The organism is Paenibacillus sp. GL_099_B (assembly GCF_057835695.1).
In genome coordinates, this window is sequence record NZ_CM174430.1 from 5,501,058 (window position 1) to 5,527,774 (window position 26,717).

The 26,717-nt window shown below is 46.5% G+C and carries 19 protein-coding genes; 2 read left to right on the plus strand and 17 right to left on the minus strand.

The window, feature by feature from the left end:
- Nucleotides 1-73: 73 nt before the first annotated feature.
- Nucleotides 74-769, plus strand: coding sequence for a putative RNA methyltransferase (locus AC3ITG_RS25020; protein WP_489251692.1), 696 nt, complete (start codon nt 74-76; stop codon nt 767-769).
- 296 nt (nt 770-1,065) lie between these two features.
- Here AC3ITG_RS25020 and msrA read toward each other — a convergent pair whose 3' ends face one another.
- The 6 genes from msrA to AC3ITG_RS25050 all read right to left on the minus strand — a co-directional run bounded on the left by msrA (nt 1,066) and on the right by AC3ITG_RS25050 (nt 7,059).
- A complete protein-coding gene (msrA, locus tag AC3ITG_RS25025; protein ID WP_489251693.1) occupies nt 1,066-1,584 on the minus strand; it encodes a peptide-methionine (S)-S-oxide reductase MsrA in 519 nt (172 codons plus the stop codon).
- A gap of 157 nt (nt 1,585-1,741) precedes the next feature.
- Nucleotides 1,742-1,999, minus strand: coding sequence for a GlsB/YeaQ/YmgE family stress response membrane protein (locus AC3ITG_RS25030; protein WP_017686880.1), 258 nt, complete (start codon nt 1,997-1,999; stop codon nt 1,742-1,744).
- A 283-nt stretch (nt 2,000-2,282) separates the two neighbouring features.
- Nucleotides 2,283-3,587 carry an AAA family ATPase gene (locus AC3ITG_RS25035; protein ID WP_489251694.1) on the minus strand — a complete coding sequence of 435 codons (1,305 nt, stop codon included), beginning with the start codon at nt 3,585-3,587 and terminating at the stop codon, nt 2,283-2,285.
- Nucleotides 3,587-5,050, minus strand: a complete 1,464-nt coding sequence (locus AC3ITG_RS25040; protein ID WP_489251695.1) for an RtcB family protein — start codon at nt 5,048-5,050, stop codon at nt 3,587-3,589. Before AC3ITG_RS25040 ends, AC3ITG_RS25035 begins: the two co-directional genes overlap by 1 nt.
- A 596-nt stretch (nt 5,051-5,646) precedes the next feature.
- Nucleotides 5,647-6,465: a TerC family protein gene (locus AC3ITG_RS25045; RefSeq protein WP_163757596.1), complete on the minus strand. Its 819-nt coding sequence runs from the start codon at nt 6,463-6,465 to the stop codon at nt 5,647-5,649.
- 279 nt (nt 6,466-6,744) lie between these two features.
- Nucleotides 6,745-7,059, minus strand: a complete 315-nt coding sequence (locus tag AC3ITG_RS25050) for a DUF3817 domain-containing protein (RefSeq protein ID WP_376035578.1) — start codon at nt 7,057-7,059, stop codon at nt 6,745-6,747.
- A gap of 174 nt (nt 7,060-7,233) precedes the next feature.
- Here AC3ITG_RS25050 and AC3ITG_RS25055 point away from each other — a divergent pair, with 174 nt between their 5' ends.
- Complete coding sequence (locus AC3ITG_RS25055; RefSeq protein ID WP_489251696.1) at nt 7,234-8,331, plus strand: glycosyltransferase family 4 protein; 1,098 nt, start codon at nt 7,234-7,236, stop codon at nt 8,329-8,331.
- A gap of 26 nt (nt 8,332-8,357) precedes the next feature.
- On the opposite strand, the gene AC3ITG_RS25060 is transcribed toward AC3ITG_RS25055, so the two are convergent.
- The 11 genes from AC3ITG_RS25060 to AC3ITG_RS25110 all read right to left on the minus strand — a co-directional run bounded on the left by AC3ITG_RS25060 (nt 8,358) and on the right by AC3ITG_RS25110 (nt 26,676).
- A complete protein-coding gene (locus AC3ITG_RS25060) occupies nt 8,358-8,720 on the minus strand; it encodes an HIRAN domain-containing protein (protein ID WP_489251697.1) in 363 nt (120 codons plus the stop codon).
- A 48-nt stretch (nt 8,721-8,768) separates the two neighbouring features.
- A complete protein-coding gene (locus AC3ITG_RS25065; RefSeq protein ID WP_489251698.1) occupies nt 8,769-9,734 on the minus strand; it encodes a helix-turn-helix transcriptional regulator in 966 nt (321 codons plus the stop codon).
- A 270-nt stretch (nt 9,735-10,004) separates the two neighbouring features.
- Nucleotides 10,005-10,526 carry a hypothetical protein gene (locus AC3ITG_RS25070; protein ID WP_489251699.1) on the minus strand — a complete coding sequence of 174 codons (522 nt, stop codon included), beginning with the start codon at nt 10,524-10,526 and terminating at the stop codon, nt 10,005-10,007.
- A gap of 303 nt (nt 10,527-10,829) precedes the next feature.
- The gene (locus AC3ITG_RS25075; protein ID WP_413373071.1) at nt 10,830-11,462 is read right to left on the minus strand and encodes a 50S ribosomal protein L25; all 633 of its coding nucleotides are present in this window, start codon (nt 11,460-11,462) and stop codon (nt 10,830-10,832) included.
- A 279-nt stretch (nt 11,463-11,741) separates the two neighbouring features.
- Entirely contained in the window at nt 11,742-14,621 is a 2,880-nt protein-coding gene (gene pulA / locus AC3ITG_RS25080; protein WP_489251700.1) for a type I pullulanase, read from the minus strand.
- 333 nt (nt 14,622-14,954) lie between these two features.
- A complete protein-coding gene (gene pulA, locus AC3ITG_RS25085; protein WP_489251701.1) occupies nt 14,955-17,006 on the minus strand; it encodes a type I pullulanase in 2,052 nt (683 codons plus the stop codon).
- 177 nt (nt 17,007-17,183) lie between these two features.
- The gene (locus tag AC3ITG_RS25090; protein ID WP_489251702.1) at nt 17,184-20,924 is read right to left on the minus strand and encodes a DUF5704 domain-containing protein; all 3,741 of its coding nucleotides are present in this window, start codon (nt 20,922-20,924) and stop codon (nt 17,184-17,186) included.
- A 19-nt stretch (nt 20,925-20,943) separates the two neighbouring features.
- Nucleotides 20,944-22,116 (minus strand): S-layer homology domain-containing protein, encoded by a 1,173-nt coding sequence (locus tag AC3ITG_RS25095; RefSeq protein WP_489251703.1) that lies wholly within the window; start codon nt 22,114-22,116, stop codon nt 20,944-20,946.
- Between the two features lie 333 nt (nt 22,117-22,449).
- Complete coding sequence (locus AC3ITG_RS25100) at nt 22,450-23,961, minus strand: extracellular solute-binding protein (RefSeq protein ID WP_489251704.1); 1,512 nt, start codon at nt 23,959-23,961, stop codon at nt 22,450-22,452.
- An 82-nt stretch (nt 23,962-24,043) separates the two neighbouring features.
- Nucleotides 24,044-25,153, minus strand: coding sequence for a glycoside hydrolase family 88/105 protein (locus AC3ITG_RS25105; RefSeq protein WP_413373076.1), 1,110 nt, complete (start codon nt 25,151-25,153; stop codon nt 24,044-24,046).
- Between the two features lie 23 nt (nt 25,154-25,176).
- Nucleotides 25,177-26,676 carry an extracellular solute-binding protein gene (locus tag AC3ITG_RS25110; protein ID WP_489251705.1) on the minus strand — a complete coding sequence of 500 codons (1,500 nt, stop codon included), beginning with the start codon at nt 26,674-26,676 and terminating at the stop codon, nt 25,177-25,179.
- Nucleotides 26,677-26,717 lie beyond the last annotated feature (41 nt).

Here is a 26,717-nt window from a genome sequence, read left to right on the forward strand (position 1 = left end):
ATGTACGATAGAGGTTTATTTGTTATGCCCTTTTCTTCAGTTATCCAGATCTGAATGAATGGGGTGCTATTCCATGTCAATCCATCGCAGAGAACGTAGTGCTGCGCTTATTTATCCATACATCCATATGCTTAAATGTCCCATCTGTCATCGCACAATGACAACGATTAGTCGGGACAATATTAAATGTAGTTCCAGGCATACCTTTGATTTGGCAAGACAAGGCTATATCAATTTCATGACACGTTTTTTCAAGAGCAACTATGACAAACGTTTATTTACGGCCAAAAGGAATATTTTATCTCAAACTGCTATCTATACGCCTCTGACCGATATCATTCGCCATTGGATTGAAGGTTACTCCAATGGCAGCAGTCAACCCTTGCATATTCTGGACGCAGGTGCAGGAGAAGGATCTCTTTTGCAGCAGATTACACAGGATACTCCAGCTGTGGGCTGGGGGATCGACATCTCCAAAGAGGGTATTGCCATGGCTTCTTCTACCTACGATCAGCAAGTCTGGTTTGTTGGTGATCTTGCTTATAGCCCCTTTGCAGAGGGGCAACTGGACGTGATCCTGAATATCCTCTCCCCTTCGAATTATGAAGAGTTCGGGCGAGTGATGAAGAAGGATGGCTGGATCATCAAAGTGATTCCCCGTGACCGATATCTTATGGAAATGAGAGAGCTTTTGTTTCCGGACCGATCTCATCAACTAGACGGCAGAGAGTATGTATTGGACCGATTTACCAAGCATCATATCTCATAGACAGCATTCCGGTAACATACACTCTGCCCGTATCGGAAATCATGATGAATTCACTCATTCATATGACACCACTCTCCTGGCATGGGACGGAATCAGCCATAGCCAGTGTTAAAGAATCCTTATCGCAGATTACGATTGATTTAGAAATACTGGTGGGAAAACGGAGATAAGTTCTTTAGCCATTGAGATAACATTCTCTTAGTCATTGAATAATCAAAAAAACCGGGGAAGTTCCTGTTGGAACTTCCCCGGTTTTTTCAATAAGATCTGATGCAAATTGGTCTAATGAAATAGAATTAATTATTCCAGTTTTCTTCAATAAATTCATCCCGTCCGGATACCGCACGGTCTTCTTTATAATGCTTCTCATTTTTCTTATGGTAATCCTGGTGGTAATCTTCTGCCGGATAGAATACAACTGCATCCCGAATCTCCGTCACAATCGGTTGATTGAATCGCCCGCTTGCTGCCAGCTTCTGCTTGGACTGCTCTGCGAGCTCACGTTGACGCTCATTATGGACAAAGATCGCTGTCCGGTACTGACTCCCACGATCCTGAAATTGCCCTCCGTCATCGGTTGGGTCCGTCTGGGGCCAGTATAGCTCCAACAGACGTTCATACGGAAATACCTCTGGATCAAATGTAATTTCAACGACCTCGACATGACCGGTCTCCCCGGTTTTGACCTGCTCATATGTTGGATTATCGACGTGACCGCCGGAATAGCCAGATACAATACCATGAATGCCTGGTTGCTCCTCAAATGGTGTAACCATACACCAGAAACATCCGCCGGCAAATGTAGCTTTTTCCATTCACACTCATCCCTTTCTATTGTACCTATATCTTAAAACAAAAAGAGGTTGATGGAAAGCCACGTCTGTGGACTTCCATCAACCTCTTCAGAAGCATCTGTTATATTTCAAACTGCTTGTTGCCGACTTACTGTAAATTCAAGAGATCTTGAATTCGTTACCCGCGGCTTCGACCCATAGAACGGAAGATCAAGCTCACAATCGCTACAAGTACGATGGCACCAATTAATGCCGGTACTATGTAGAATCCGCCCATTTCTGGACCCATGTCTCCCAGAATCACTCCACCTAACCATCCGCCAATAAAACCGGCAATGATGTTACCGATAACGCCGCCGGGAATGTCACGACCAACAATCAGACCTGCCAACCATCCAATGATACCACCGATAATTAATGACCATAACCAACCCATATCATTCACCTCTAATTAAAGTTTTTGTTGTTGTCTGTCTACTATTAACCGCTACAGAAGCATTTAAACAACTGGCATGAAAATTGTTGTATATTACCTATTGTTCATATGCCCTCTTATCTGCACAACAAGTTCTAACCCAGCATGGAAACAGATCGAGTCACTCTCGGCAGCTTACACAGCTCAAGACTGTGTTATGTACCTCCCGAAAGTCATTGTATGTTGGTTCAGACAGCCTTAGTATAACCAATTGAGGTGAGAATATTTTAACGGTTATATTCGATTAATAAAAACCTGCACGGCCTTTACCTGGCTGGGTCAGCCAGTTATGCTTATGACTCTTGTCCAGCTCTCCTCGCATCGACTGAATGATCTGCACAATGTCCGTCTGGCCATTCTGGTGCCATTCCAGCGCTGCACTGACATACAGCTCTCCAAGCTGGGCAAGAGAAAAGGTATCTGTCAATCGCGCTGCTTCGAGAGTAGCCTCTTCCCCCGCGAAGGTTCTGAAGCCGCGCTGGTGCAAATACTGCAGGCGCAGCCCTTCATCCGGTAGCGGTATTTCATAAGCCCGATCGAACCGTCCGGCACGGTTCATGAGCCCCGGGTCTATTTTCTCCGGATAATTCGTTGTACCAATTAGAAAAATCCCCTCTTTGGACGTTGCCCCATCCAGTGTATTCAGGAAAAAGGACCGGACTTCATCCGGCATGGAATCAATATCCTCAATAATCAACACCATTGGCGCCAGACGTTTGGCTGCTTCGAACACTTCACGTACCGATTCACTGTTTGTGTATTCGGTAATTTGCCAGTATGCAGCAGGCCCCGGTATGCTTCCCGCAATGGATTTTACGAGGGTTGTTTTCCCGTTTCCAGGATGACCATACAGCAGGATGCCACGTTTGTAAGGAATATCATAGTCTCGATAAAAGGAGCGATCCGCCTCGAAAAACTGGTCCAACGAACGGAAAATATCCTGTTTAATTTGCGGAGAAAGCACGACCTCATCTCTCCCCACAGAGCGGGTAATGGATTCGACATGCCGGTCACTGCCATTGCGGGCATCCGTGTATACCGTGACCTTTTTCATATTTTGCTGCCGTTCCCGTTCCCGTACACTGCCCAGAAATCGCTTCAATTCCTCTTCTCCTGTAGCAAAAACAAAATCTTCATTGTAGATCCCGTTCTCCCGGAAGAATGGAATGCGGACGAGAGCTACGCCCCACTGGGGATAGGCAAATACATTGTTGCGAATCGAATAATGCACACCATATGTTGGTGCATCTCCATCATCCTCATAGTGCAGTGTACGTAGCTCCAGATCTTCGAAAATCCGGGCAACCAATTCCACGTCCGTACTGTTGCTTTGCAGATCTTCTTTTAGCAGATCCCAGTATTCACTGTTTGGATCATCGCTGGCATAGAGTTCATAACGAACTCCGTATCGATTGCCAAGCGCTTCAATGATGCCTCGAATCAAGCGGGCATATATGGCATAGCCTTCGTTTCGGATTTGACTGTCTTGTTGCTCCTCATAGGAATAGATGACTCTATTATGATTCAATTGTTCTTTATCTATGTTCATTACTTAGCTCCCTTCACAGCGGCAAGTGGTTTACATTTGGCTACAACTTGAGCCAGACCTGCGCCGGTAACACTATCAATTATTTCATCGACATTTTTATACGCTTGCGGCGATTCATCAATAATCGATTCAAGTGAACGCTGGTTCACCACAATCTCATCTGCAGTTCCCACGCCCAGCGCTGAGGCAAAATCCTCTACGGTAACCAGGCGCTTCGTTGCTGTCCGCGAACGAATGCGTCCTGCCCCATGACAGATCGAATAATAGTTATCCTTCCCCTCAGGTTGACCTACCATGATATACGAAGCAGTCCCCATTGAACCGGGAATAAGCGCAGGATGACCTGTTGCCAGATATGGCTTCGGATTATCCGGATGACCTGCAGGCAATGCACGTGTAGCTCCTTTGCGGTGTACAAAGACCGAGCCTTGATCCGCGTGCGATTCCTCCCATGCATAGTTGTGCATCAGATCATAGAGGGTACGGAATTCGCATTTTGGACCAAACACATCCCGAAAAGCTTCGCGAATTGCATAAGCAATCAGGTGGCGGTTCACCACAGCATAATTCAGCGCAGAATACATCATATCAACGTAATGGCGACCTTCCGCATGTTCAAGCGGAGCAAAAACCAGTCTTGGATCGGATGTCCCCAGACCATTTCGCTGCATCATTTTCGCAATCGCTGATGAACTGGTTTGGCTTACATACCCGCCCCAGGCCCGGGAACCGGAATGAATCATGACAACAATTTGTCCATCGTACAGACCCCAGGTTTCCGCAATCTCCCGATTTTCCTCAGCAATCTCAATCGCTTGAATCTCGGCAAAATGATTGCCTCCACCCAAAGTTCCTAACTGGCGATGAGCCCGATGCCAAGTCATATCTGGTACCGGATTCAACACTTCCTCATCAAAGGCAAATTTGCTGCTCTCCACATGAGTGATGGAAGTTGATTTTTTCGGTGTATAGCTGTCCGGGATATATTTTTTGGGTAAGCCATGCAAGCCCTTGCGCACAATATGCTCCAAACGAATGTCCGAGTAATGACCGCGCTGATTTGCCTCCATCGGCAGCACCTTCTCAATGGCTTTCACGAGTTTACGGCGCAGCTTCACGTCTTTCAGGTCATCCTTATGCAAATTGGTCATATGCACCCGCATGCCACAGCCGATATCACTGCCTACGATGGATGGAGATACATAGCCACTATTGGCATCCCATACCGCCGTTGTGCCGATGCAGGTACCTACACCGACATGCACGTCAGGCGTATAGCTCATATAGGAAATACCCGGAATTTGAAGATTGTTGTTCGCCATCTCGAACACCTTATAGTCCAATGAGGAGAATAGTTGTTGAGCCGCATATACCGTTAAGTCCCCAGCAGGCAATTTGACTTCATGTCGGTAGCCATCTGTGAGTTCGTTTTGACTTGTAAATAAATTAGATTGTGTATTCATAAATGTTTATTATTCCTTCCTGTACGTTCAGCTAGTTCGGTTCATTTCAAAAATTGAACCTAACGTTATTCCGAATTCATATCCATGTTCTGTACAACAAAAAAGAAGCCACGGACAGTTCGCCCGTGACTTCTTCATGACAATAACGGAAAACAAAAGCAGCATGAACATGCAGGTTCTGTTCTCCATTGCTATATACGCCGAGAGTAGCATATCGATTAATAACGTTCCAAGGATAAACGATATGCATCTTCCCCTATGTCGCCCGTATGAGGCCAAAGAGACGATGAACTGGATATACAATTGTGTCTGTGCTTCGTAGTGTCTTTGTGAATTTCAAATCATAACCAACCATCATATCTCTCGGCCTCCCTTCATCAATATTATGTTTATATTAAGCGGACTCGTTTCGATGTGTCAACCCTTTTCTTGGAAAATTCCCTATTTGCATATGCATTAGATTTAACTTCGTGCTAATAACTTATATAAAAAAAGCAGAGTCTGTAAGGAACAGACCCTGCTTACTCAAGCATATTATGAGATTAGATATCGATTATTGATGGTACATGTTTTGACAGATTTGACTTTGCATCTTATCATTTCCCTGCTTGTTTTTCCAATTCTTCCACAGGATTTTCATCTTCTTTTTCAGGCACTTTGGAGGACAGGAACCAACCACATACTGCAATCGTAATCAGCACAATGTAGAAACCAAATTTCCAAATTTTATTTTCCGGGAAATGCTCATCCAGAACGCCCAGTGAAGGATGTGCAAGTGTAATCACAGCCAACTTAACCCCAACCCAGCCAACGATAACGAAGGCTGCAACTTCAAGCCCTGGACGGGAATGAAGCAGTTTAACGAAGAAAGAAGCCGCAAATCTCATGATTACAAGGCCGATAAATCCGCCGAGGAAGATGACGATAAACTGTCCGCCGTCAAGTCCGCCGATCGGAGGCAGACCACTTGGTGGCAATGCAACAGCCAGCGCCACAGCTGCGAGAATAGAATCGACCGCGAACGCGATATCTGCCACTTCCACCTTGAATACAGTCATCCAGAAGCCAGATTGTTTTTTTGGTTTTTTTGGAGCGGAGTCAGCCGCTTCATCTGTTTTGTTTCGGCTACCCAATACCTTTTTGACAATGTGGTTAATGGAGATGTACAACAGGTACAGGGCACCAATCGCTTGGACCTGCCATACGTCCACGAGGAACGAGATCAGGAACAGTGACCCCAATCGGAAAATGAACGCCCCCATCAGACCATAAAACAACGCCTTTTTGCGTTTATCATCAGGTAAATGCTTAACCATAATGGCAAGAACCAATGCATTATCCGCGGCAAGTAACCCCTCCAGGACTACTAAGACGACTAGAACCCACCCATACTCCAATAATAATGACAAATCCAAAATTGACTCCTCCTTAGTATCCTTATGATGTACAAAAAAAAGGACCTTTACCATTACTGGTAAGGTCCTTTTTATTCACAAAAAGAGACCTTTACCCAGTATGAAAACTTGGTAAAGGTCTCGCTAACAACAAAATTGCTGCCAATAAAGCCGGGGATGTAATCCCGAACTGACGACTTTACTGTGAAAGCTACTCCCCTTTAACATCAGGAATATTTAGTTTTAAGTTGAAACAGGTTCAATAATCTGTTCTCATCATATTCATAACGATAAGCAAAGTCAAGCTTTATTTGACTGACCTCGGTCCAGCTTGCGAAAGACCAGCAAATCATAGATGAAATTACCCAGTGGGATAAACGAGACAAAAAATAAAGCAATTGGACGACGCAAACGCCATTTTTGCGTGGTATACAGACTCACCATAAATAATAAATACATCAGAAATAAAAAGCCATAGATGTTGCCAAACCACGTGACTGCCTTTGGCATGATCCCAGATTCCCTTAATGGAAAAGCAACAAATAACAAAAGCACATATGAAAGCCCCTGCAACCACAACAGCAGTCGAAAGCGGCTGAGTGTTGAATGTAACATTTTTTTCCTCCTGCTTCTAAATACGCGCAACGATTTCATTGCATCCCGTACAGTATATCACAAAAACGAAATTTACCCTCACGCGCAGTTCTACAGGAGCCAAATCCATCCGATGCACATAGGATATATGACCAAGATAGATTGTTGCGAATATGGACAAGGAGGAACCTGTTGATGAAGATAGCCCTGATAGCGCCTGAAAAATTGCCAGTCCCAGGTAACGGATCAGTCGAAATCTGCATCCTCGGCATTGCTCGTGAACTTGCTCTCCGTCACCAGGTAACGATCATAAGCCGTCAGATGCCCGGCCTTGCCATTACAGAGCAAATAGATGGCATAGCGATCCGTCGTGTACCAGCAACCAGCCCCAGCGAGTATACAAGGGCAGTGATCCGTTTTCTGAAAATCCAACCCTTCGATCTTATTCAGGTAGACAACAGACCTCATAGTATGGCTGCAATTAAACGCGCTTTCCCTACGTTGCCTGTGGTGCTCTATCTTCACTCGTTAACCTTTGCACAACCAGGACCTGCAAGATTAGCGCTGTTAAAAAAAGCGAACTGGATTGCCGTCAATAGTCAATCCCTCAGACAAAGGCTGGGTCTCCGATTCCCATCCTTAAAACGACGGATGGGTGTTGTACCACTTGGCGTGGACCTAAGCCGTTTTTTGCCTGCAGCTAAAGAAGAGCAGCGGCTTCTGCGGAAGCAGTTCGGTATTACAGGGCCATTCTCCATTCTGTATGTAGGCCGACTAATTCCCGGCAAAGGTGTGGATGTACTGATTCGTGCCGTAGCTCTTATTCAGCAGCAGGTAGCCGTGCAACTGATCATTGCAGGTAAAGGACCTCCAGTTTACGTCCGCAAGCTGCGACAGCTTGCCCGAAAATTAAAGGTTGATGCCACCTTCCGAGGTCAGATCGCCCATGAACGTATTGACCGTTTGTACAGTGCTGTGGACTGCCTAGTGTGTCCTTCCCAACAACATGAGGCCTTCGGGCTGGTTAATGTTGAAGCTATGGCTTCGGGACTACCCGTCATTGCTTCAGACAATGGAGGCATTCGTGAAATCATTACATCTGGAAGTAACGGATACCTGGTGAGACATTATAACCAACCCCAAAGTTTCGCTGCTTACCTGTATAAACTGGCAGACAACCCCGCTCTTGCTCATTTTCTTGGAGATGCCGGGCGTGCCAGTGCAGTTGAACATTTCAGTTGGGCCCGAACAGCCATGCATCTTGAAGCAGCCTATACAAGACTCATCCGCTGATAAATCTTGTTACGCCGTGCTTTTCGTTAGGCTTTTTCACGCGACTGCCAATCTGCAATAAAGCTATCCATATGCGGAAGAGGGACATACATCATTTCAATTAACTCCACAATAATCATATCTTTCATGGCAAACCTCACTTTAGCACAGGTCTGTTGACGGAAAGCATCATAGATTCCCGAGCCTGTCCAGCAGCCGTGAGGAGCGAGCAGGGGATTATTAACAATATATCCAACCGTCCCAATGGGAGGAACCACTACCTTGATGGCTCGAGGGTCCACCCGATTGTCGGGGTCTTTGACCAGAAACAGGATATCGCCTACATTTAAAGCTTCTACACCATGATAATGTTCCATTCCATACATGGCTGCAAATAATTTGGTAATCATCGAAAAAGCTCCTTTTACACATTTTTTTAAAATTTAGAAGGGTTGAAATTATTGATCTTCCTCATAATGCTTCATCCACTCTATGAGTTGTTCACGAATTTCTTTACGATATTCGCGAGGTTCAAGGACCTCCGCTTCGGGGCCAAATTGATATAACCATTTCAGGAATTCACGACTACTGTTCAGCGTTACTTCAAATAACAATCCGCCATCAGGCAAATCTGTCATTCGTGGACGAACAAACATCTCTTCTTCTTTTATGTAGGGGGCCACTTTCTCAGTGAATCTTACTTTGAAATGGATAAGTTTATCCCCACGATCAATGGACCATGTGTTTTTCATGAACTGCGTTATGTTGAAATCACCCATAATAAAATGGGTATTGGTCTGTATAACGTCCAGAAAGCGACTGATCCGAAACAAACGGACTTTCTTCAGCAAGTGGCAATAACCAATCAAGTAGAAACGCTGATCGCGCGGAATGAGGTAATAGGGGTCAATGTCGCGGACCGTTATTTCATTTTTCGTAAGCGTGTGATATTGGGTTCGAATCGTTTGTTGATCCAGAATGGCTTCAATGACTGGAATAAGCAAGTTGGGATACTTCCCTTCTTCCCGGTATGCAGGTGTGCCCATACGAATAATGCCTGCAATATTTTCTACAATGTCACTGTTTCTCGATTTCATTTTGGTATGGGCTGTCATCACCTTGTCAAAGGCTGAATCAAATTCAGCCGGGAGTTGCGAAGTATCCACCACGGATGGAAGCATGGAGAACACCATCGCTTCCTGTTCGGTAAAATCCAGAGGATACATGGCAAATTCACCAATGAACCGATACCCCTTGCCATAACCTTCATTCATGATAGGGGCAACCCTGTCCAAAATTCGGAGATCGCGATAAATCGTGCGCACAGTTGTACCGCATTTCAACGCCAATTCTTTGGCGGAAATTCCGGGGTTCGCTTGTATAGCCTGAAGTATACGCAGAAGACGAATTAATTTCTCTGTCATGTAGTTTCTCCCCTTCGATATTTTATCGGCAAGGAAAACTAGTTCCTTTAGTCCGGTACTAAATCTTTAGTCCCAAACTCATTTTCGCAATTTCACCTTATGTATATAGTTCAATCGCACTTATTCGGCTTATTAAATATACATTCTCTTACTTGCTTGCGTAAAATATTACCTCAAGTCCTTATACCTACGCCTGATAGCCTATTTGGCATTCAAAAAAATAAAAAAAGGTCTTGTCTCTTTTACCAGAGACAAGACATTTTCGCTTGTTTATTTGTGCAATTGCAATAATTTAGTCAGCACATTGACCATATGGTCGCACAGATCAGGGATATCTCCCATCTGATCTTCATTCACACTGCGGTCAAAATGTACTTCAGCTGTGACAGCGTAAGTTGCTGGCTGATCTTCAAATATATACTGAATATGCTGCAATTTTCGTTGTTCCGGCCAGCTCTCTTGTAATATGGAACTAATCGCTGGACATTGAGTCTCAGGCTCCTTAACAACCATTCTGAACCGCAGTCGCAAACGGCAACCTGATGGACCACCTGGTGTCTCCAGAATCTCAGCCGCGAGATCCTCAAGCGATGTGCTCAGTACCACTTCGCCTGTTACATCAGGGCAATCTCTCAGGCAGAATTGCAGTACGAACTCTCTGGACATACGCGCCATCTCAAGCTGATCCTTCCGATTCGTTATGGAAATAAGTTCATCCAAATTATCAAGATCATACAGGTGATTTTCGAAACCTACTTTTAAATTGTCATAAATCGTCGGATCAAACATCATGTGAGACCTGCCTTCTTGTGCAAATTATACCCGATTACTTGGCTTTTCCATGGCAAATCAGGCTGCCATTTCAAACGAAGTTAATTGTTGCTCCGAATCATAGTATACTGTAACGCAATTTCACGCAAACAGACCACCGTCATCATACCAAATAACGACTATGTGGCAATCTGTCATAAGTCAAAACATCATTCGTTATTGCGCATCTCCTGCGACTCCACTTGGTCCCTTTCCAACATAAAAAAAACCCGGTCATCACGACCGGGCTTGATTGAGATATAGAATATTGTATATTCTGATCCCTTATTCTTCTTTAGCTGGTTCTTCTGGTGCTGCCGGTTCCGCTTCATCAGCAGAAGCCGTAGGCTCTTCCTCAGCCGCTTGTGGCGGCATCACAGAAGCGATGATAGAATCACCTGACGTCACCAGAGTCAGACCTTTATCGAGCTTGATATCCGCAGCCGTCAAACGATCACCAATTTCCAGTCCGCTAACATCCACCTCAATGGAGGTTGGCAGATCAGCCGGAAGTCCTTCGACCTCCAGTTGAGTTTCCTGTGTCTGGAACACACCGCCTGCTTTAGAGCCGGCTGCGGTGCCTTGGAAGTCGATCGATACACTAACACTGATCGGCTTGTTCTTCGAAATCTGCAGGAAGTCCACGTGCAGCAGACGTCCGTTGCGTTCCTGCTGATCTTTGATCAGCACTGGTACCGTTTTGCCACCCTCAAGATTGAGGTTGAACATCTCGGAGCGACCTGTACGTGCTACTTTCAGCATTTCTTTTTCATCTACATGTATCGCGGCACCTTCTAATCCCGGGCCATAAACCACAGCCGGAACACGTCCGCCTTGTCTTAACAGGCGCAATGCTGCACCTTTCTTTTCAGTTCTTGGTGTTGCCGTAAGTTGAGCCATTTTTCCGTTGGATTTCATGATTGAACATCCTCCTTCAAGGGATCCTTACTTCATATTTGTTAGGAAGCCATAAGCTTCTCTCTTAGACCAGAACGGCCTTTTCATGCGTGGCCGAATCTGGGGCCATATCTATATTTACCCCAATGAAAGACCATCTCAAACACTGACTTGTACAGTTTTTTTATTTTTCGGGTGAAAATGTATCTTTTTGATGAACAAAAAAGCAGCCGGAGACCTTCCGACCGCTTGTTAAGCTTATACTTTTCAACCATTTGTATGAAGTTATAACCTAGCCAACTATGCGCTGTGACGATCATCCTCTTCATCACTTTCACGGATAACCTGCATCTGATCCGACCCACTGTGAACGTGAATCTGCACATCTCCGTCTTCAGGACCGATATCAACATAACGATCTCCGCAGGTATCTTTGGCTTCCCATTCATTCAGCCGAATGATTAAACCCAGATGATGTAATCCTGGAGCCACCCGAAAACGGGCTTCTGCTGCATTGCCCACTCGCTCAAGCGGGATAGCTCCATCCTCCATGCCTGTGCCCCATACCCAAACATCCCATCCCTCATAACGCTGATCCTCTCGTTCATATCGGAGAGTGACAATTCGCGAAATTGATTTGTGGATTTTGACATTCAGAGATGCCTGAATCCCTCCAGCCTCTGCGATAATCTGGGCAGACCCTGGTGTTAAAGCACGCACAATTCCTGCTGTACTAACCACTGCATGATCCACCTTAGACGAGCTCCACCGTATATTCATACCTTGCAGAGGCTGGCCGAATTGATCCAGAACCAAGGCGCGGAATCGACTGACACGTGTCGTGTACATTACAGATTCCCCAATAATTTCAATTCGTTCCGGATGGAGGTGATCAACCTGCAGCGTACACTCTGTGGTAATCGTGCCACATTGGACGCTGATCGTGGCTTCCCCAATCTCCCCCATATGAATTGTCCCATCGGATTGAATCGCAATAATCTGTGGGTTCGAAGAGCTCCAGGTCACAGATGCATTTTCCACCACATTACCAAAACGGTCTCTGACTGAAGCTCGCAAACCAGCAATCTCTCCGGCACTGTACACAAGACGCGGCGAATGAATCTCAATCACAGCCGGTTCAGTACCACCAGCATATTCCGTGTCGTACAGTACCATCAATGACCACCGTTCTACCATTGCGTTCCCGCTCACCGTCTCAATGAGGTCTGTACCTGCTTGGTGATCATTCACAACAATATGCCAATCACCCTCCGGCAGACTCACTTGCTGCTGCTGACCCGTTCCGTTGTAGATTACCACGATCTGATTCCAGGTATCCTGATTCGCTCCGTGATCAAGTGTAAATGCAACCACATTTCCTTCTGCACGCATCATGCGAAGATGATTCCTTACTTGCTCGGCGTTAATCATGCGAAAGGCCGGATGTGTGCGCCGCAGATGAATCAAGCCGCGATAATAGTCAAAAACAGGTCTGAATCGAGCTTTGTCAGCCCAAGTGATCGTATTCACGGCGTCCCCGCTGCGATAACTATTGTGATCTCCTGCTTTGGATCTCAGCATCTCATCTCCTGCATGAAGAAATGGAATACCCTGTGAGGTAAGCAAAATCCCTGTTGAGAGCAAGGAACGTCGAACCATCTCATGATCAAGTACATCATCCGCATCGACATAACGATAAGGGTCCGCCGCTTTAACCGCCGACTCCGCACTGCCTCCTTCTACGGGCTGCCCGTCTCTCCATACCGGGTAACCGAGATCATGCCTGAGGTACATCGTTGTTGCGATTTTGTCCCATAAGTTGAGATTATCATGTGCCGTCACATAATTAACGGATTCCACCGGTGAAGATGTGAAATCATCCAGCGCTCCGGCTACACCCATGGCAATTTCGTACTCCCTACCGTCTGCTCCGGTAACAAAACCTTTGCCGATCCCATCACTATCCCCTTTGATGGCACTGCGGAAATGATCGTTAAATACAGCAAATCCCTGACCGCGTTGTGTTCCTTTTAACGTTTTCCGATCCAGAGGTGAATCTCCGCCTGTCCACGGCTCCCCGTAGATCAGAAAAGCCGGATCAATCTGTTCTCTTAGCTCGCGGGTCACTTCGTTCATCGTGTCTGTATCAATCAGACCCATGAGGTCGAAGCGAAACCCGTCCACATGATATTCCTCTGCCCAATACAGGAGAGAGTCCAAAATATATTTTCGCACCATGGGGCGCTCCGTAGCCAGTTCATTGCCTACACCCGAACCATTGCTCAATGTGCCGTCCTCACGGTAACGATAATAATAATTTGGTACAATCCGTTCAAAAGGTCCATCATCCACGCTGTACGTATGGTTATAAACCACATCAAGCACAACACGAATGCCTTGTCGGTGCAAGGAATGAATGAGAGCCTTGAATTCCCTGATTCGAACCGCAGGATCACGTGGATTGGTCGCATAGGAACCTTCCGGCACGTTATAGTGCTGTGGATCATAACCCCAGTTGTATGGCAATTTGGCATTCGAACCGACGTCTGCTGTCACTGCCAATTCATCAACCGTCTGGTAATCCGCTACAGGCAGAAGATGCACATGTGTGATGCCGAGTTCGACAAGATGGTCTACTCCGATGGAGTTGCCACCTCTGTCGGTCAACCCGGAAGCCGTAAATGCCAAATATTTGCCCTTATACGGAATATCGGCATGGGGGTCGGAGGAGAAGTCTCGCACATGTAATTCATATAGCACTGCATCTGCCGGACGCAGGAATACGGGCTTCACATCCTCTTCCCAATCCACTGGATTGGTTGTATCCAGGTCAATGATGGCTGTTCGCTGACCATTCGCCGATACAGCACGAGCGTAAGGATCGGGTGCCACTGCAATATGCTGATCATCATGCGTAATGTGATACATATAATAATGTCCGGCCCAATCCCCTTCAAGCTGTACACTCCATATTCCATCCGGGTCACGGGTCATCGACCGTTTCTGTCCGTCATCATGTTCGGTTACTTTACCAGTTGCATCGTAATGTCCCTCATTATCAAAAATGAGTAACGAAACCTGCTGAGCTGTAGGTGCCCACAGCTTGAATGTGCTTGCTGTACGCGTATATGTTAAGCCAAGATCGTTGCCTTCATAACGAAAAGATGTCCATTCCGGCATCGTTCCCACCGCCTTTATATCCATTGATTTCGTGTTGTCCCGATGTTACGGAGCGAGACGTCATTTGTCAACCCGGGGTTGTCTGTACTCAACATATCGGTTGAGCAGAGGCTTTCAATTAGCATATTGAATGTGAAGCAAATCCTCACAGCAATCGCTTTCAAGATACAGCATATGTAAACAAGCGCCATAGATTGACAGCATTTGTACCTGTCCTGATGAAAAAAAGACGGGAACACACCAAATACCCTCTCTCCAAATTGGAGAAAGGGTATAATATGGAGGAGCTTGCAGTGGCAGCTCTGAACCAACTTCGGATCATGGGTAAAAGGTTCACTCACTTGAATATATAACCGTCATGGATATAGCGGGAACACTGACCTGACCGTCCTTGGCTGTACGCAGCGTCTCGGTGCCAGCTTGCCCCTGCTCTACAACCACACTCCATGTACCTGAAGGGACGGAGATTGTACGGGTTTCTTTGGAAGCATTGTAGATAATTATTATCCGTCCCCATGAATCTCCGACAGCTGTTCCTGCCAGTTCATAGGCCAACAACCCTTTTCCTTTTTCAAGCAATCGAACATGCTCCTCAATCTCTTCCCGGGTGCGAATACGAAAGGCAGGATGCTCACGCCGAAGACAGATCAGGCCACGATAATAATCATAAACAGGCTTAAACGTCTGCTTTTGCTGCCACCGAATGGCATTGACTGAATCTCCACTCTCATGACTATTCGAATCTCCATATTTACTTCGCAGAAATTCATCTCCAGCCGCAATCAAAGGAACCCCCTGGGAAGTCAGCACGATGCCACTAGCAAGCAGGCAGCGCCGGACCGTTTCGTTCTCCAGTATGCGAACCGGGTCAACGTGCAAATATGGCTTCGCCTGCTGTACAGCCTCTTCCACGTTGGCGCTGCCTTTCACACGACCATCCTCGTTATATGTGATAAATCCCAGTGCATCGTGCAATCCTTGTATCTGGGCGACTTTGTCCCATAGGTTGAGATTATCATGTACGGTTACATAATTAATCGTTTCAGATGGGTTATCCGTAAAATCAGTAATGGCTCCCCGTACACCTGTCCATATATCGTCTTCTTTTCCTTCCGCTCCTGTAGCAAATCCGGTTCCCGTTCCATCACTATCGCCTTTGATCGTTCCACGGAAGTTATCGTTAAATACAGCAAACCCGGTTTCGCGCTGTGCTCCCTTAAGGGTCATTTGATCCCCAAGTGGTGATTCCAGAGCTCCCCAGGGTTCACCGTATAAGAGGATGGACGAAGAAACCTCGGCATGCAGTTCTGCTGTGAGCTCTTTCATCGTTGCCGTGTCAATCAGACCCATCAGGTCAAAACGAAACCCGTCCACATGGTACTCCTCTGCCCAGTAACGTACAGAGTCGATGATGAACTTGCGCACCATGGGGCGCTCGGTAGCCACTTCATTGCCTGTACCTGATCCATTGCTGTATGTGCCATCCGGATTCTGACGGTAGTAATACCCTGGGACAAGCTTCTCAAAAGAACTGCGTGCGGTATCAAACGTATGATTGAACACCACATCCATAATGACTCCGATACCTTTTTCATGAAGGGCGAGTACCATCGATTTGAACTCTCGAATTCTTGTCTCCGGCTCATCTGCACGTGAAGCATAGGAACCTTCTGGAACATTGTAGTGGAGCGGATCATAGCCCCAGTTATAACGTGAGCAATTGGAAGTCCCGTCATCTGCCTTCGATTCGTCCACTGTCGCAAAATCAAATACCGGTAGCAGATGTACATGAGTGACTCCCAGCTCAGCCAAATGTTCAATCCCCAGCGTATTCCCGCTTGAATCGCGTAGACCTGTCTCGGTAAAAGCCAGATACTTTCCTTTGTGCCTCATGCCGGATGACTCATGGATCGAGAAATCGCGCACATGCAGCTCATATAAGACCGCATCTACTGGGCTTGCCAGTTCTGGACGAATATCCTCATTCCAGCCATTCGGGTGAGTCTGATCCAGCCTGACGATGACACCCATTTCTCCATTCATGGTCACAGCCCGTGCATATGGATCAACCGCAATCTCCTGTCGTCCGCCCTCAAAGGTCACCCTGTACATATAACGATAACCGTTCCACTCGCCTTCCAGCTTCAGGGACCAGATGCCCTGGTCCTGCTTATGCATAGGTATTTCTTTCTGTACGTCCTGATTCTTATGTTCATTGGGACTTCCCCCTGTTGAAGGCGGGTATAACAGCACATCCACCTGCTTTGCGGCAGGCGTCCACACTTTGAAACTACAGGCTTGTAGGTCCATTGTGACACCCAGATCTCTTCCTTGGTATGTATCCACTACATTCATTACGTCTAGCTTGTGATGATCATCAATCATGCTGTATATTCCCCTCTCGATGAGCAATAAAATGGATGTGAACAAATGCTCCTTACCTTTTATACCCCTTCTGCCACCTAACCATAATCTCGGGTTGAAAAAGACCATAAAAAAACAAGCCATGCTTCACGTCATTTCACGTAAAACATAGCTTGTTGAGGGATTAGCCTTTTTTCTCTAATGCGGTACCTGGGACTGAAAGTCGTTCCGGCTGGACTGATCCGCATGGTAAAACACAACATCACCATCCTTCAGCGGCCAGTTACTACCTTGGCTGTTTGCCGGACTCCGGTTAAAGCCCTCCATCTGCCACTGATTCATCAATGGGGCATGAATATATTGCAAGTGCGGGGCATCCGTATTACCACCTTGCAAACTCTCAATATTGAAGTTGACCACGATATACCCAGCCTTCAGGAAGATCGCCGACTTCTCGTCGAGAGGATGTTGCCTGGCAAGCGCTTCAAGATCGGCTCCCTTCTGTACAGCGTACACATCGGCCGGCAGACTGTACTCCCCATACCAGCGCTGGATGGCTGCATTAGCCCTGTCCACATTGACGCCAGGTGGGATGTCCGTCTTTGATCCAATCAGTGTGCGGATCGGCGAGGACAGGATCAGCCAGTCATAACGGCCGACCCACGTTTTCTGGTGAGAAGTCTGATCCACGAAACGAACCATGTATTCCGCAAGGGTGCTCTGGCTTTGCTCCTGCGATGTCAGCTCGTAGGTATACCGATACCTAGCTGCATCCCCCAGCTCCGTACTGGGTACATTCCGCAGCCGCGCGTTCAGAACAACAAAGAGTTTCTCCAAATCCTGCGCCGATCCGATGCGAATGAGACGCTCCTGGCCCCGGTGATAGTACAGATCCACTTCCTGACGGGAAGAACCATCCCGACTCACAAAATGGAAACTCGGTGTAATTCGCACACCATCCTGCTTGCCAAACATATTACCCTTTGTTTTGAGGTCAAACTTGATATGGTATCCTGTTTTGACTGACACATTTTTGAACCCCTGCACCGGATGACTACCTGGTCGAATCGGAAGAATGAACGGAGCTAAATTCCCTCTAGGGTCCCCATCTATACTGTTAAGGCCCGTCCAGTAGCCGACTCCCGTAGGCTCTGGACGACCTATCTGCTCACGAAATACATTCTCCCAGTTATAGTCGGAAATATCGGTAACGCGAAAATCATACAACCGTCCGATGACTTCCACAGGTACCGTATCTGCCGCTACATGATGCGCCAGATTCGTATTGGCCTCCTGCTGTTCAGTGAAGTTCGCTGGTGCATTTTCAGCGATATTGCGGAACTCGACTTCATAGTCCCCCTCGTCCACCCAAACCGGAAGATAAAAGGGGGTATCCAGCTGATTCACCGGAATATCCACCCACGTCTTGGCAGGGATGAACTGGTTGCGGCCTTCGTTATAGACATCAAACGGGAACCGCACCTGCTTGATGCGAAAATACTTGGCGTAGTCCCGGTTGCCATAACCGGGGTAACTCGCAGCATCAAAATGCTGCCCTGAGGTCGGGATTCTTACGATAAACGGACGCTCCAGAATGAGCGCTGCCCGGTTTGCATTTGGCATCGTCTTCTGGTTATGCGGCTGGTCATCCGATACCCAAGCGTAGTTCACGACAGGCGTATGTACCGTGACCGTATTTATGCCGTTGATTGGAAAAACTTTGTTGATTCCCCCATTTACATTACCCGGCAACAATTCATAATAAATTTCGCCGGAACTCGTGGTATTTGCCTTATTCATGAGCGTATTGCTGATCATGTTATTAGGCTTATACAGTACATCACGGTTAATAGTAGTCGGGTTAGGAATATTAGACGGGATTGGCCCATCCTTCGTCGTTTCCGAAGAGCTCATGATCGTTGAGCCATTAAAATTGACCATATCGTTACTCACTTTACTTTGAGGCGTATTGCTTTCAGCCATCCCTTTAAGCGTGGATGTGTGATCCGGAAGAGATGGCGGAGAGTTCAATCCCCCTGTTAGAAGTGGTGGAGAAAAAGTGATTGATGATGTATTGGCTGGTCTAACGTGACTATTAACATCCGTATCATTACTCGAATCAAGTGATGGTGGCGTATACCCTAAAGGTGTCATGGTGACCTTCCCGCCGGGCAAGGCATAGTTACTCATTTCAGCCTGATTGATCTTGTATACTTCCAAATTATTAATTTGCCAGTACGAGTAATCCCTGAATAATTGGAATGTATAGGTTTTGGACTGAGTATCCGTTTTTGTCACCGGAGGTCCTGGAGTACAACCAGTTTCAGTACATACTTGAGGACCGGGTACTGTCCATTGACGTGCATACGTAACTTCAACAGTACAGTCATATGTGGTCTTTCCAGACATTTTTCCCCAATCCTGTTTGAACAAATATTCATCAGCTAATGCGTTGGCATAAAGAGATTCAGATGTTGGAATGCCTTTAAAAACATCGAATTTTTCGGAATCCCTATCGTCAGCCCGAATAACCCCATTGGCACCTGGGTCCATGTCACTTTGCTTCATAACTGTTCCTGGAGAAGGACTTCCAATCGTCCAACTGCATTGTCCCGATCCATTACCTTCAGGAATTTCAGGTTGATTGCCTCCTCCGCCACTGTCGGTGCATGAGGCCCCCGAACCAACTGTCATCTCAAAGGTATCCTTTTCATCAAGCGCTTGGGTAGCGTCAACAAAGTTTGCAGTAATCGTTGCTGTGCCCGTTGGGGCAACCGCTGTTACTAATCCAGAACTATTGACTGTCATTGCAGATATGTTAGAACTTGACCACGTGAGCTTGGCATGGGTCAGAAGGGGCCAAACACTTCCATCTACCTTTGTCAAAGTTGCTGTTAACTGAGTTGTTCCGTTTGGAGCAACGCAAGTGTTACCGCTGATTTCGAGTCCGGATGTCCCATCTGCATACGTAACTTTCAAATTCTTATCCTTGTAAACGTAGGTGTAGGAATCAAAGTCAGCTATGAATTTCGAAAAGTACCATACTTGTTTTGCTCCTGGATTGGCCCAGTATTTCCTATAAGTATCATTGTTAAATGTTTGTTTAAAGCTGATCGTAATCAAGTTCAAGTTTGGTACGTCGATTACTTGGCCTGCGACTGTACTTGGATCAGTATAACCCTGAGACCCATGCACATCGTCGATTCGAGTGGTTGAATCAATTTCAGTTCTTGATGCTTTTACATCAGTCTTAGAAATCCCTCCATCTTTAATCCATAAACCATGAAGAGAATCTCCATTAGCGACAATATAGTATGCTTCTGTTCGTGGAATATTGGCCGCCAAGTTGGGGTCCGTACATCCAGGATAACGTGGCAGATTCCCGTTAAAACTCTGCCACGTGTTAGGGTTTTTGTTTTCGGTTGGTACACCACCTGGACAGTTTGGGCCGGGTTCACTGGTATAAACACTTACCTGTCCGCCCCCGGCGCGCCAATACTTACCATTAAAGTTTCCAGAATCACCAGCTGTCCATCTGTCCCAATAGTAAATTCCACCGTAATTAGAATTATTTTCAGAACGCACAGTATACCTCGTGCCGTTTAAAGTATCTTTCAAATTATCAGATGCTTTAAATTCCGCTTTACCTGTAGGAATGGAAAGTGAACGAAGTACCTTACCGTCCTTGTCTGTCCACTCCATCTTTTTAATGATTTTGCCAGGCTTTGAGGGCACCACGATTGGAACGGTTGGTAAGGTAGGCTTGTCCGAGAAATAAAGCCCTCCATAAAGATAATCGTCAGCGTCCCCTTTCATCTCATACGCTATAATCTCTGTAATTTCTCCTGCAGCTGATACAGTATTCAAAAAAATGCTAGTTGGTAGCAACTGAGAAAGGAGAACCATTAACAACACAATGGGAAGAATTCTGTTCTTCAAAGAACCACTTCCTAACTTCTTAAAGCTCAGATACTGCTAATCTTTTTTGGTAGACAGGAGCTCCAGCAGTAATTGTTTCTACACGAACTTGCAACGAACCATTATAATAAAGAGCTTTTTTCGGGATCACTAAGCCGTATACTTCTTTTTTGGGATCGATAGAGAGAATAGGCATTGCTTGATTAATTTTATCTTTACTTGGTGCTCCGTCATATCCTCGAACAGAAAGGGCAAGTCGGTTCGTTCTATATCCTTGTGGATTCTTATTAACTGTAAGTTCGGAGTCAAGTAGCAAGATATAACACTCAGCATTGTCAGCGAATTTCATTTCTTGTCCCCCGTAGAGCCAGAAGAACTTATCTTTGGATGGGAGCAGTTTTCGATTAGGGTCTTTCGGATCATTCCAATCAATTGCAATCAAACTGTTTACGCGACCCTGAACAGAACCGTTAGGGGCTGAAACGGTAAGGTTGGACTGTTTCCATGATTTAATACCAAATCTGTGATTGGAGTTTTTCGGACCATTAAAGATTTCTTCTGCAACAGTGAAAATATTGGTCTTGTGCCAGTACAGTTCCGCAGCCGCGACAGCATACTTATCGGATGCCAATGTTTTACCATCCTTTATCAACAAAACCCGTTCAATAACAGCAATTGCTTGAGCGCGAGTTGTAGTTCCCTCTGGCGAGATTTCACCTGGCGCCGTGCCTGTGATAATACCGTTCTTGGTGGCCAAGTACATCCATTGTTTGTCTTCTACGTCGGAAACTCCAAGTGCTCGGACAGCTACTTTTGACATTTCCTCTCGAGACATCGGCTTTGTCCAATCCGAATTTGAAAAGTCACCTGCTTTATAGATCTCTGCTGTTTGGGCTGCGTTGACGTACGAGGTATACCAACTCCCGGATGTAGAGCCGACCTCCAGATCTAAAGCAGATACCGTCATTTTCACGAATTCTGCCCTAGTAACAATATTGTTGGGAAGGAATTTCCCATCTGGGAAACCATCCACATAGCCTCGCTGAATAGCCTGAAGGATACTGGATTCTGCCCAATGGCCAGTAATGTCTTTGAATTTTTGTACAACCTTGATGTCGTCGGTAATTGCAGCTTTTACGGGTTGTGGGCCGATAGATGCTTGTGCGGAAAGTAGAGTTAGTGCAGCCACACCTGTTAATATTACTTTTTTCATTTTCTTTCCTCCTATGTACCTTAATATGGGGTAAACTTCTGCTTAATGCTGCTTGTTCAACACTTTCGTATTTCCTTTCAATCCAAAACCTAAATTTGTCATAATAATCAATATTCTACCATGTCAATCTAGGTGATTGGTATTGTTTTTTCAAGGGACACCTCCTCCCTAAGAACTAATTCACCTCTTAATGCACAAAAAAAGGCCACGAATCCGCAGATTCATAGCCTTATTCTTTAAGGTGTAATTACTGTTTAATTTTGTAAAAACATCACTCTTTCATAGAATAAACGATTCCATTCCATTTGACCACTCTTTTTTTAACCAGTTCTATTACTTCCCGTTTAGCTGGGCATAAGACGCTTCAAATTCGGAAATGAGCTGATCGCCACCGAATTTTCTCCAGTTCGCCACTTCCTGCTCCCATCCAGCATCATCGATTTTGCCCATAATGTATTTGGTCTGTGCATCCCAGATCATCTGGTCCAGCTCCTGGCCGCGCTCAGTATAGATGGCAGAAGACAAGGTCAGCGCCGGATTTGGAATAGCATACTGCTCATTTTCACGTGCCATCTTCGTGCCCTTCATACCAATCGGTACATCGACAAGCTCAGACACGTTATAACCTTCAACGCTTAGCAGGTTGTCACGATAAGGCTTCACTTCACGCTGATATCCGTCGAAGTCCTTGAACTCGGTTTTGCCATCCGAAGTCTTCGTATAGTGTACATCTTCCAGACCTCGCAGCTGAAGCGTACTCAGCGGTTCATCCATCAGCTGGTCCAGGAACGTTAGCACCTGTTTTAACTGTTCTTCGTCTGGTACGGAAGCTTTGGGAATGACGAGCATGCCATAGTTCCCCGGTTCCCCGGCAATTCGAATGCCATCAGGTCCCTGGAACGGGGCCACATCAATCTCGCCATCCGCTACATTCGGTGTCAGCCGCTGCTGGAACGACTTTCCGTTCTGAGCCACACCGTTTAGCTTCATAGCTACGAGACCGGAGTCGATTTTTTTGTCCGCATCGGAAGGGTCCAGGGCAGGAAAGTCACTGTTAATCAATCCCTCACTGAACAGACGCTTGAACAGCTTCATCGTATCCACATATTCTGTTGTCAGGAACTCAGGGGTAAGTTTGCCCGCATCGTCCACACCCCACTTGTTTACCCCACCAATACTTACAGCGATCCGTGTCAGCGGAGAGGAAACACCTTCGTTGTACTTTTTGAACAGTACCGTTCCATACGTATCTTCCTTGCCGTTACCATCAGGATCATCCTTGCGAATGGAACGCATCACTTCGTACCATTCATCCAGCGTTTTCGGTACATCCAGTTTCAATTTGTCGAACCAGTCCTTGCGGTACACCATGGCTGTACGCCCGATATCGCGGAAATTGGGTACCCCGTAGACCTTTCCTTCGATCTTGATATTGTCAAAATAAGCCTCGGATTGGGCAGACAGGTTTTTATAATCCTTCAGGTAGGGTCCAATTTCCCAGAATAGTCCCGTTTTGGCTGCATTAAATGTTGTGGGTACATAATTCACGCGCATGATGGTCGGCATCTCGCCCGAAGCAACCATGACATTCACTTTATCATCAAAAGCAGACTGCGGAATCCACTGTACACTGACATCCGTATTGGTATATTCCTCAATCTTTTGTTCAATCCCGTTCTCCTTGGCTGGCACATCACCAACCTGCATCAAAGAAATCGAAATGGGAAGCTTGCCTTCCCCTGCCGCAGGCGCTGTTTCTTCCCCACAGCCTGCAAGCAGTCCGGCGGACATTGCACCAACCACGACCAATCCGCCTAAACGGGACATCCGACCTTTTGGACTCATGAACCATCTCTCCTTTGGATAACCAAATTGTTCAGGACACACTCCATGAATACGCTATCATAAATGAGTCTGAAGAAAAGAACTAGCGTGTCGCCAGTTCCATCTCCACTCCTGCCAAAATAAACGGAGCTACCGATTTCGGATCATTGATCCGAATGGATTCAGTCACATAATACTCGTATGACCCGTCACGATACGGGGTACCGCCCAGACCTGCCCCGCCGTTACACTGCGTCAGGGACAATACACCTTCACGATCCGTTTGCAGCAGATGCAGCAGCAGACCCTGATAACCCTTTTCTGCGATCGCTTTGAACTTGCCACTCAGATAACCCTTACGTACGCCCTTCGCCAGTGCATACACAAACATTGAGGTTCCCGATGCCTCCAAATAATTACGCTCACGCCCTGGCTGATCGAGCAAATGAGGCCATAGACCCGACTGTTGGTCCTGTACATGTACAAGTGCATTCGCTACACGTTCGAAAATACCCACAATCTGACCGCGCTGCTCATGATCTACAGGCAGATGATCCAGTGTATCCACTACCGCCATCACATACCAGCCCATCGCCCGGCTCCATACATGCGGAGAACATCCCGTTTCTCCCGAGCTCCAGCGCTGTTCCCTGCTCTCATCCCAGGCATGGTACAGCAGACCGCTGCGTGGATCACGTGTACGTTTCTCCACCAGCAGCAGTTGCAACGCCGCCTTGTCAAACCACTTCTCCTCGCCTGTAACCGCACCATACTGCGTTAGGAACGGCGTGGCCATATACAGCCCATCCAACCACATCTGGAACGGATAGATTTTCTTGTGCCAGAATCCGCCTTCACTCGTTCGGGGCTGTCCCTTAAGCTGTACCATGAGCAAATCCGCGGCTTTACGGTATTTCTCTTCACCCGTTTTGTCCAGCAATAGGAACAGCGATTTCCCCTGGTTAATCTGGTCCAGGTTATATTCCTCGACTACATAGGAGCGAATTGAGCCATCTTCTTGAATAAAGTTATCCATCAGTTCACGGATGTAATCAAAATATTTCTGTTCTCCGGTATGGGTGTACAGCTCTTCCAGCGCTTTCAGCAGACAACCATTTTCATAATGCCAAGTAGGATACAACTCATGATTGCGATAACTTTCCATGAACTGTTCGGCCATCCGTACCGGTGTGAATTGCAGTGTTTCTTTCATGGAGTTCCTCCGCTTCCAGCTTTTTATTTAGCCTGTTTTTTGTAGTCTTCGGCATATTCCTCACGAATTTTGGTACCGCCCGCATTGCCCCAATTCTCGATCTCCTGTTTCCACCCATTTTCATCGATTTTGCCCATAATATATTTGGTCTGCGCATCTGCTATCATCTGATCCAGATCTGCCCCACGGTCGCCATAAGTAGACGAATACAAAGTTAATGCAGGGTTGGGTACAGCATGTTCCGCCAGCTCTTTGGCAAGTTCCGTACCCTTCTCACCGAGTTCGGTATCTTTCAATTTCGGCACATTATATCCTTCCACGTAAGGCAAGTTATCACGATATGGCTTCACTTCACGCTGGAATGCATCGAAGTCGCTCATCTCCACCTGGTCTTCGCTAGCCTTCTTGTAATGTTTGTCTTCAATACCACGCATCAGCAGCGTCGCCATCTCCGGGTCCATCAGTTTATCCAGGAAAGACAACAGGTTTTTCAGCTCATCTTCGGATTTAACCGTCGCTTTTGGGAAGGCCAGAATACCGGAGTTACCCGTCTGCCCCGCTACTCGGTCACCACTCACACCAAGTAAACCGGCAATGTCTACTACGCCATCCGGGTCATTCTTGGACAGACGCTCTTGTTGGCTCTTTCCGTTCTGGGCGACACCGATACGCATGCCGACAACGCCTGTATCATATTTCTTCTCCGCTTCTGTGGAGTCGAATACAGCAAAGTCCTGATTCAGCAGTTTCTCGCTATACAAACGTTTCAGCAAATCCAGCACCTGCATATATTCCGGTGTCATGAATTCCGGCGTAAAACTGCCGTCATCCTCTACTTTCCACTTGTTTGGTGCACCAAAGCTTACGCCAAGGCGTGTAGTGAAGGAGTATTGATCCTCGTTATACTTTTTGAAAAGCATCAGTCCAAACGTATTATCCTGACCGTCCCCATCCGGATCGGAGGTCGCCAGCGTCTTGATCGTTTCATACCATTCATCCGGTGTCGTTGGTACCTTGAGATTCAACTTATCAAACCAGTCTTTACGGTAAATCACCGTTGCACGGGCAATATCAGAGAATACGGGTACCCCGTAGATTTTGCCTTCCACCTTGATATTGTCAAAGAAACGCTCGTTCTGTGCAGACAGATTTTTATAATCCTTCAGCAAAGGTCCAACTTCCCAGAATACATCGTTACGCATCGCACTCGTCACGGTTGGGTTATACTGTACTTTCACAATTTTGGGCATATCGCTGGATGCAATCATGACATTAATTTTGTCATTGTAAGCCGAAGCCGGAATCCACTGAATGTCCATTTTGGTGTTCGTATACGCCTCAATCTTTTTCTGGACCTCATTGCCTTTGCTCGGTACGTCACCCACCTGTGCTATTGCAATGGACACGTTCTGTACGCCGCCCTCGGCAGCCTGACCTTCATCCGATCCGCATCCTGCCAGCAGGCCTGTTACCAGTGCCAGTGTGCTCAAGACAGCTACGGCTTTCTTTTTTGTTGCTTTCATCAAACGAAAACCTCCCCTTTTTATACAGTCATGAACCAGTT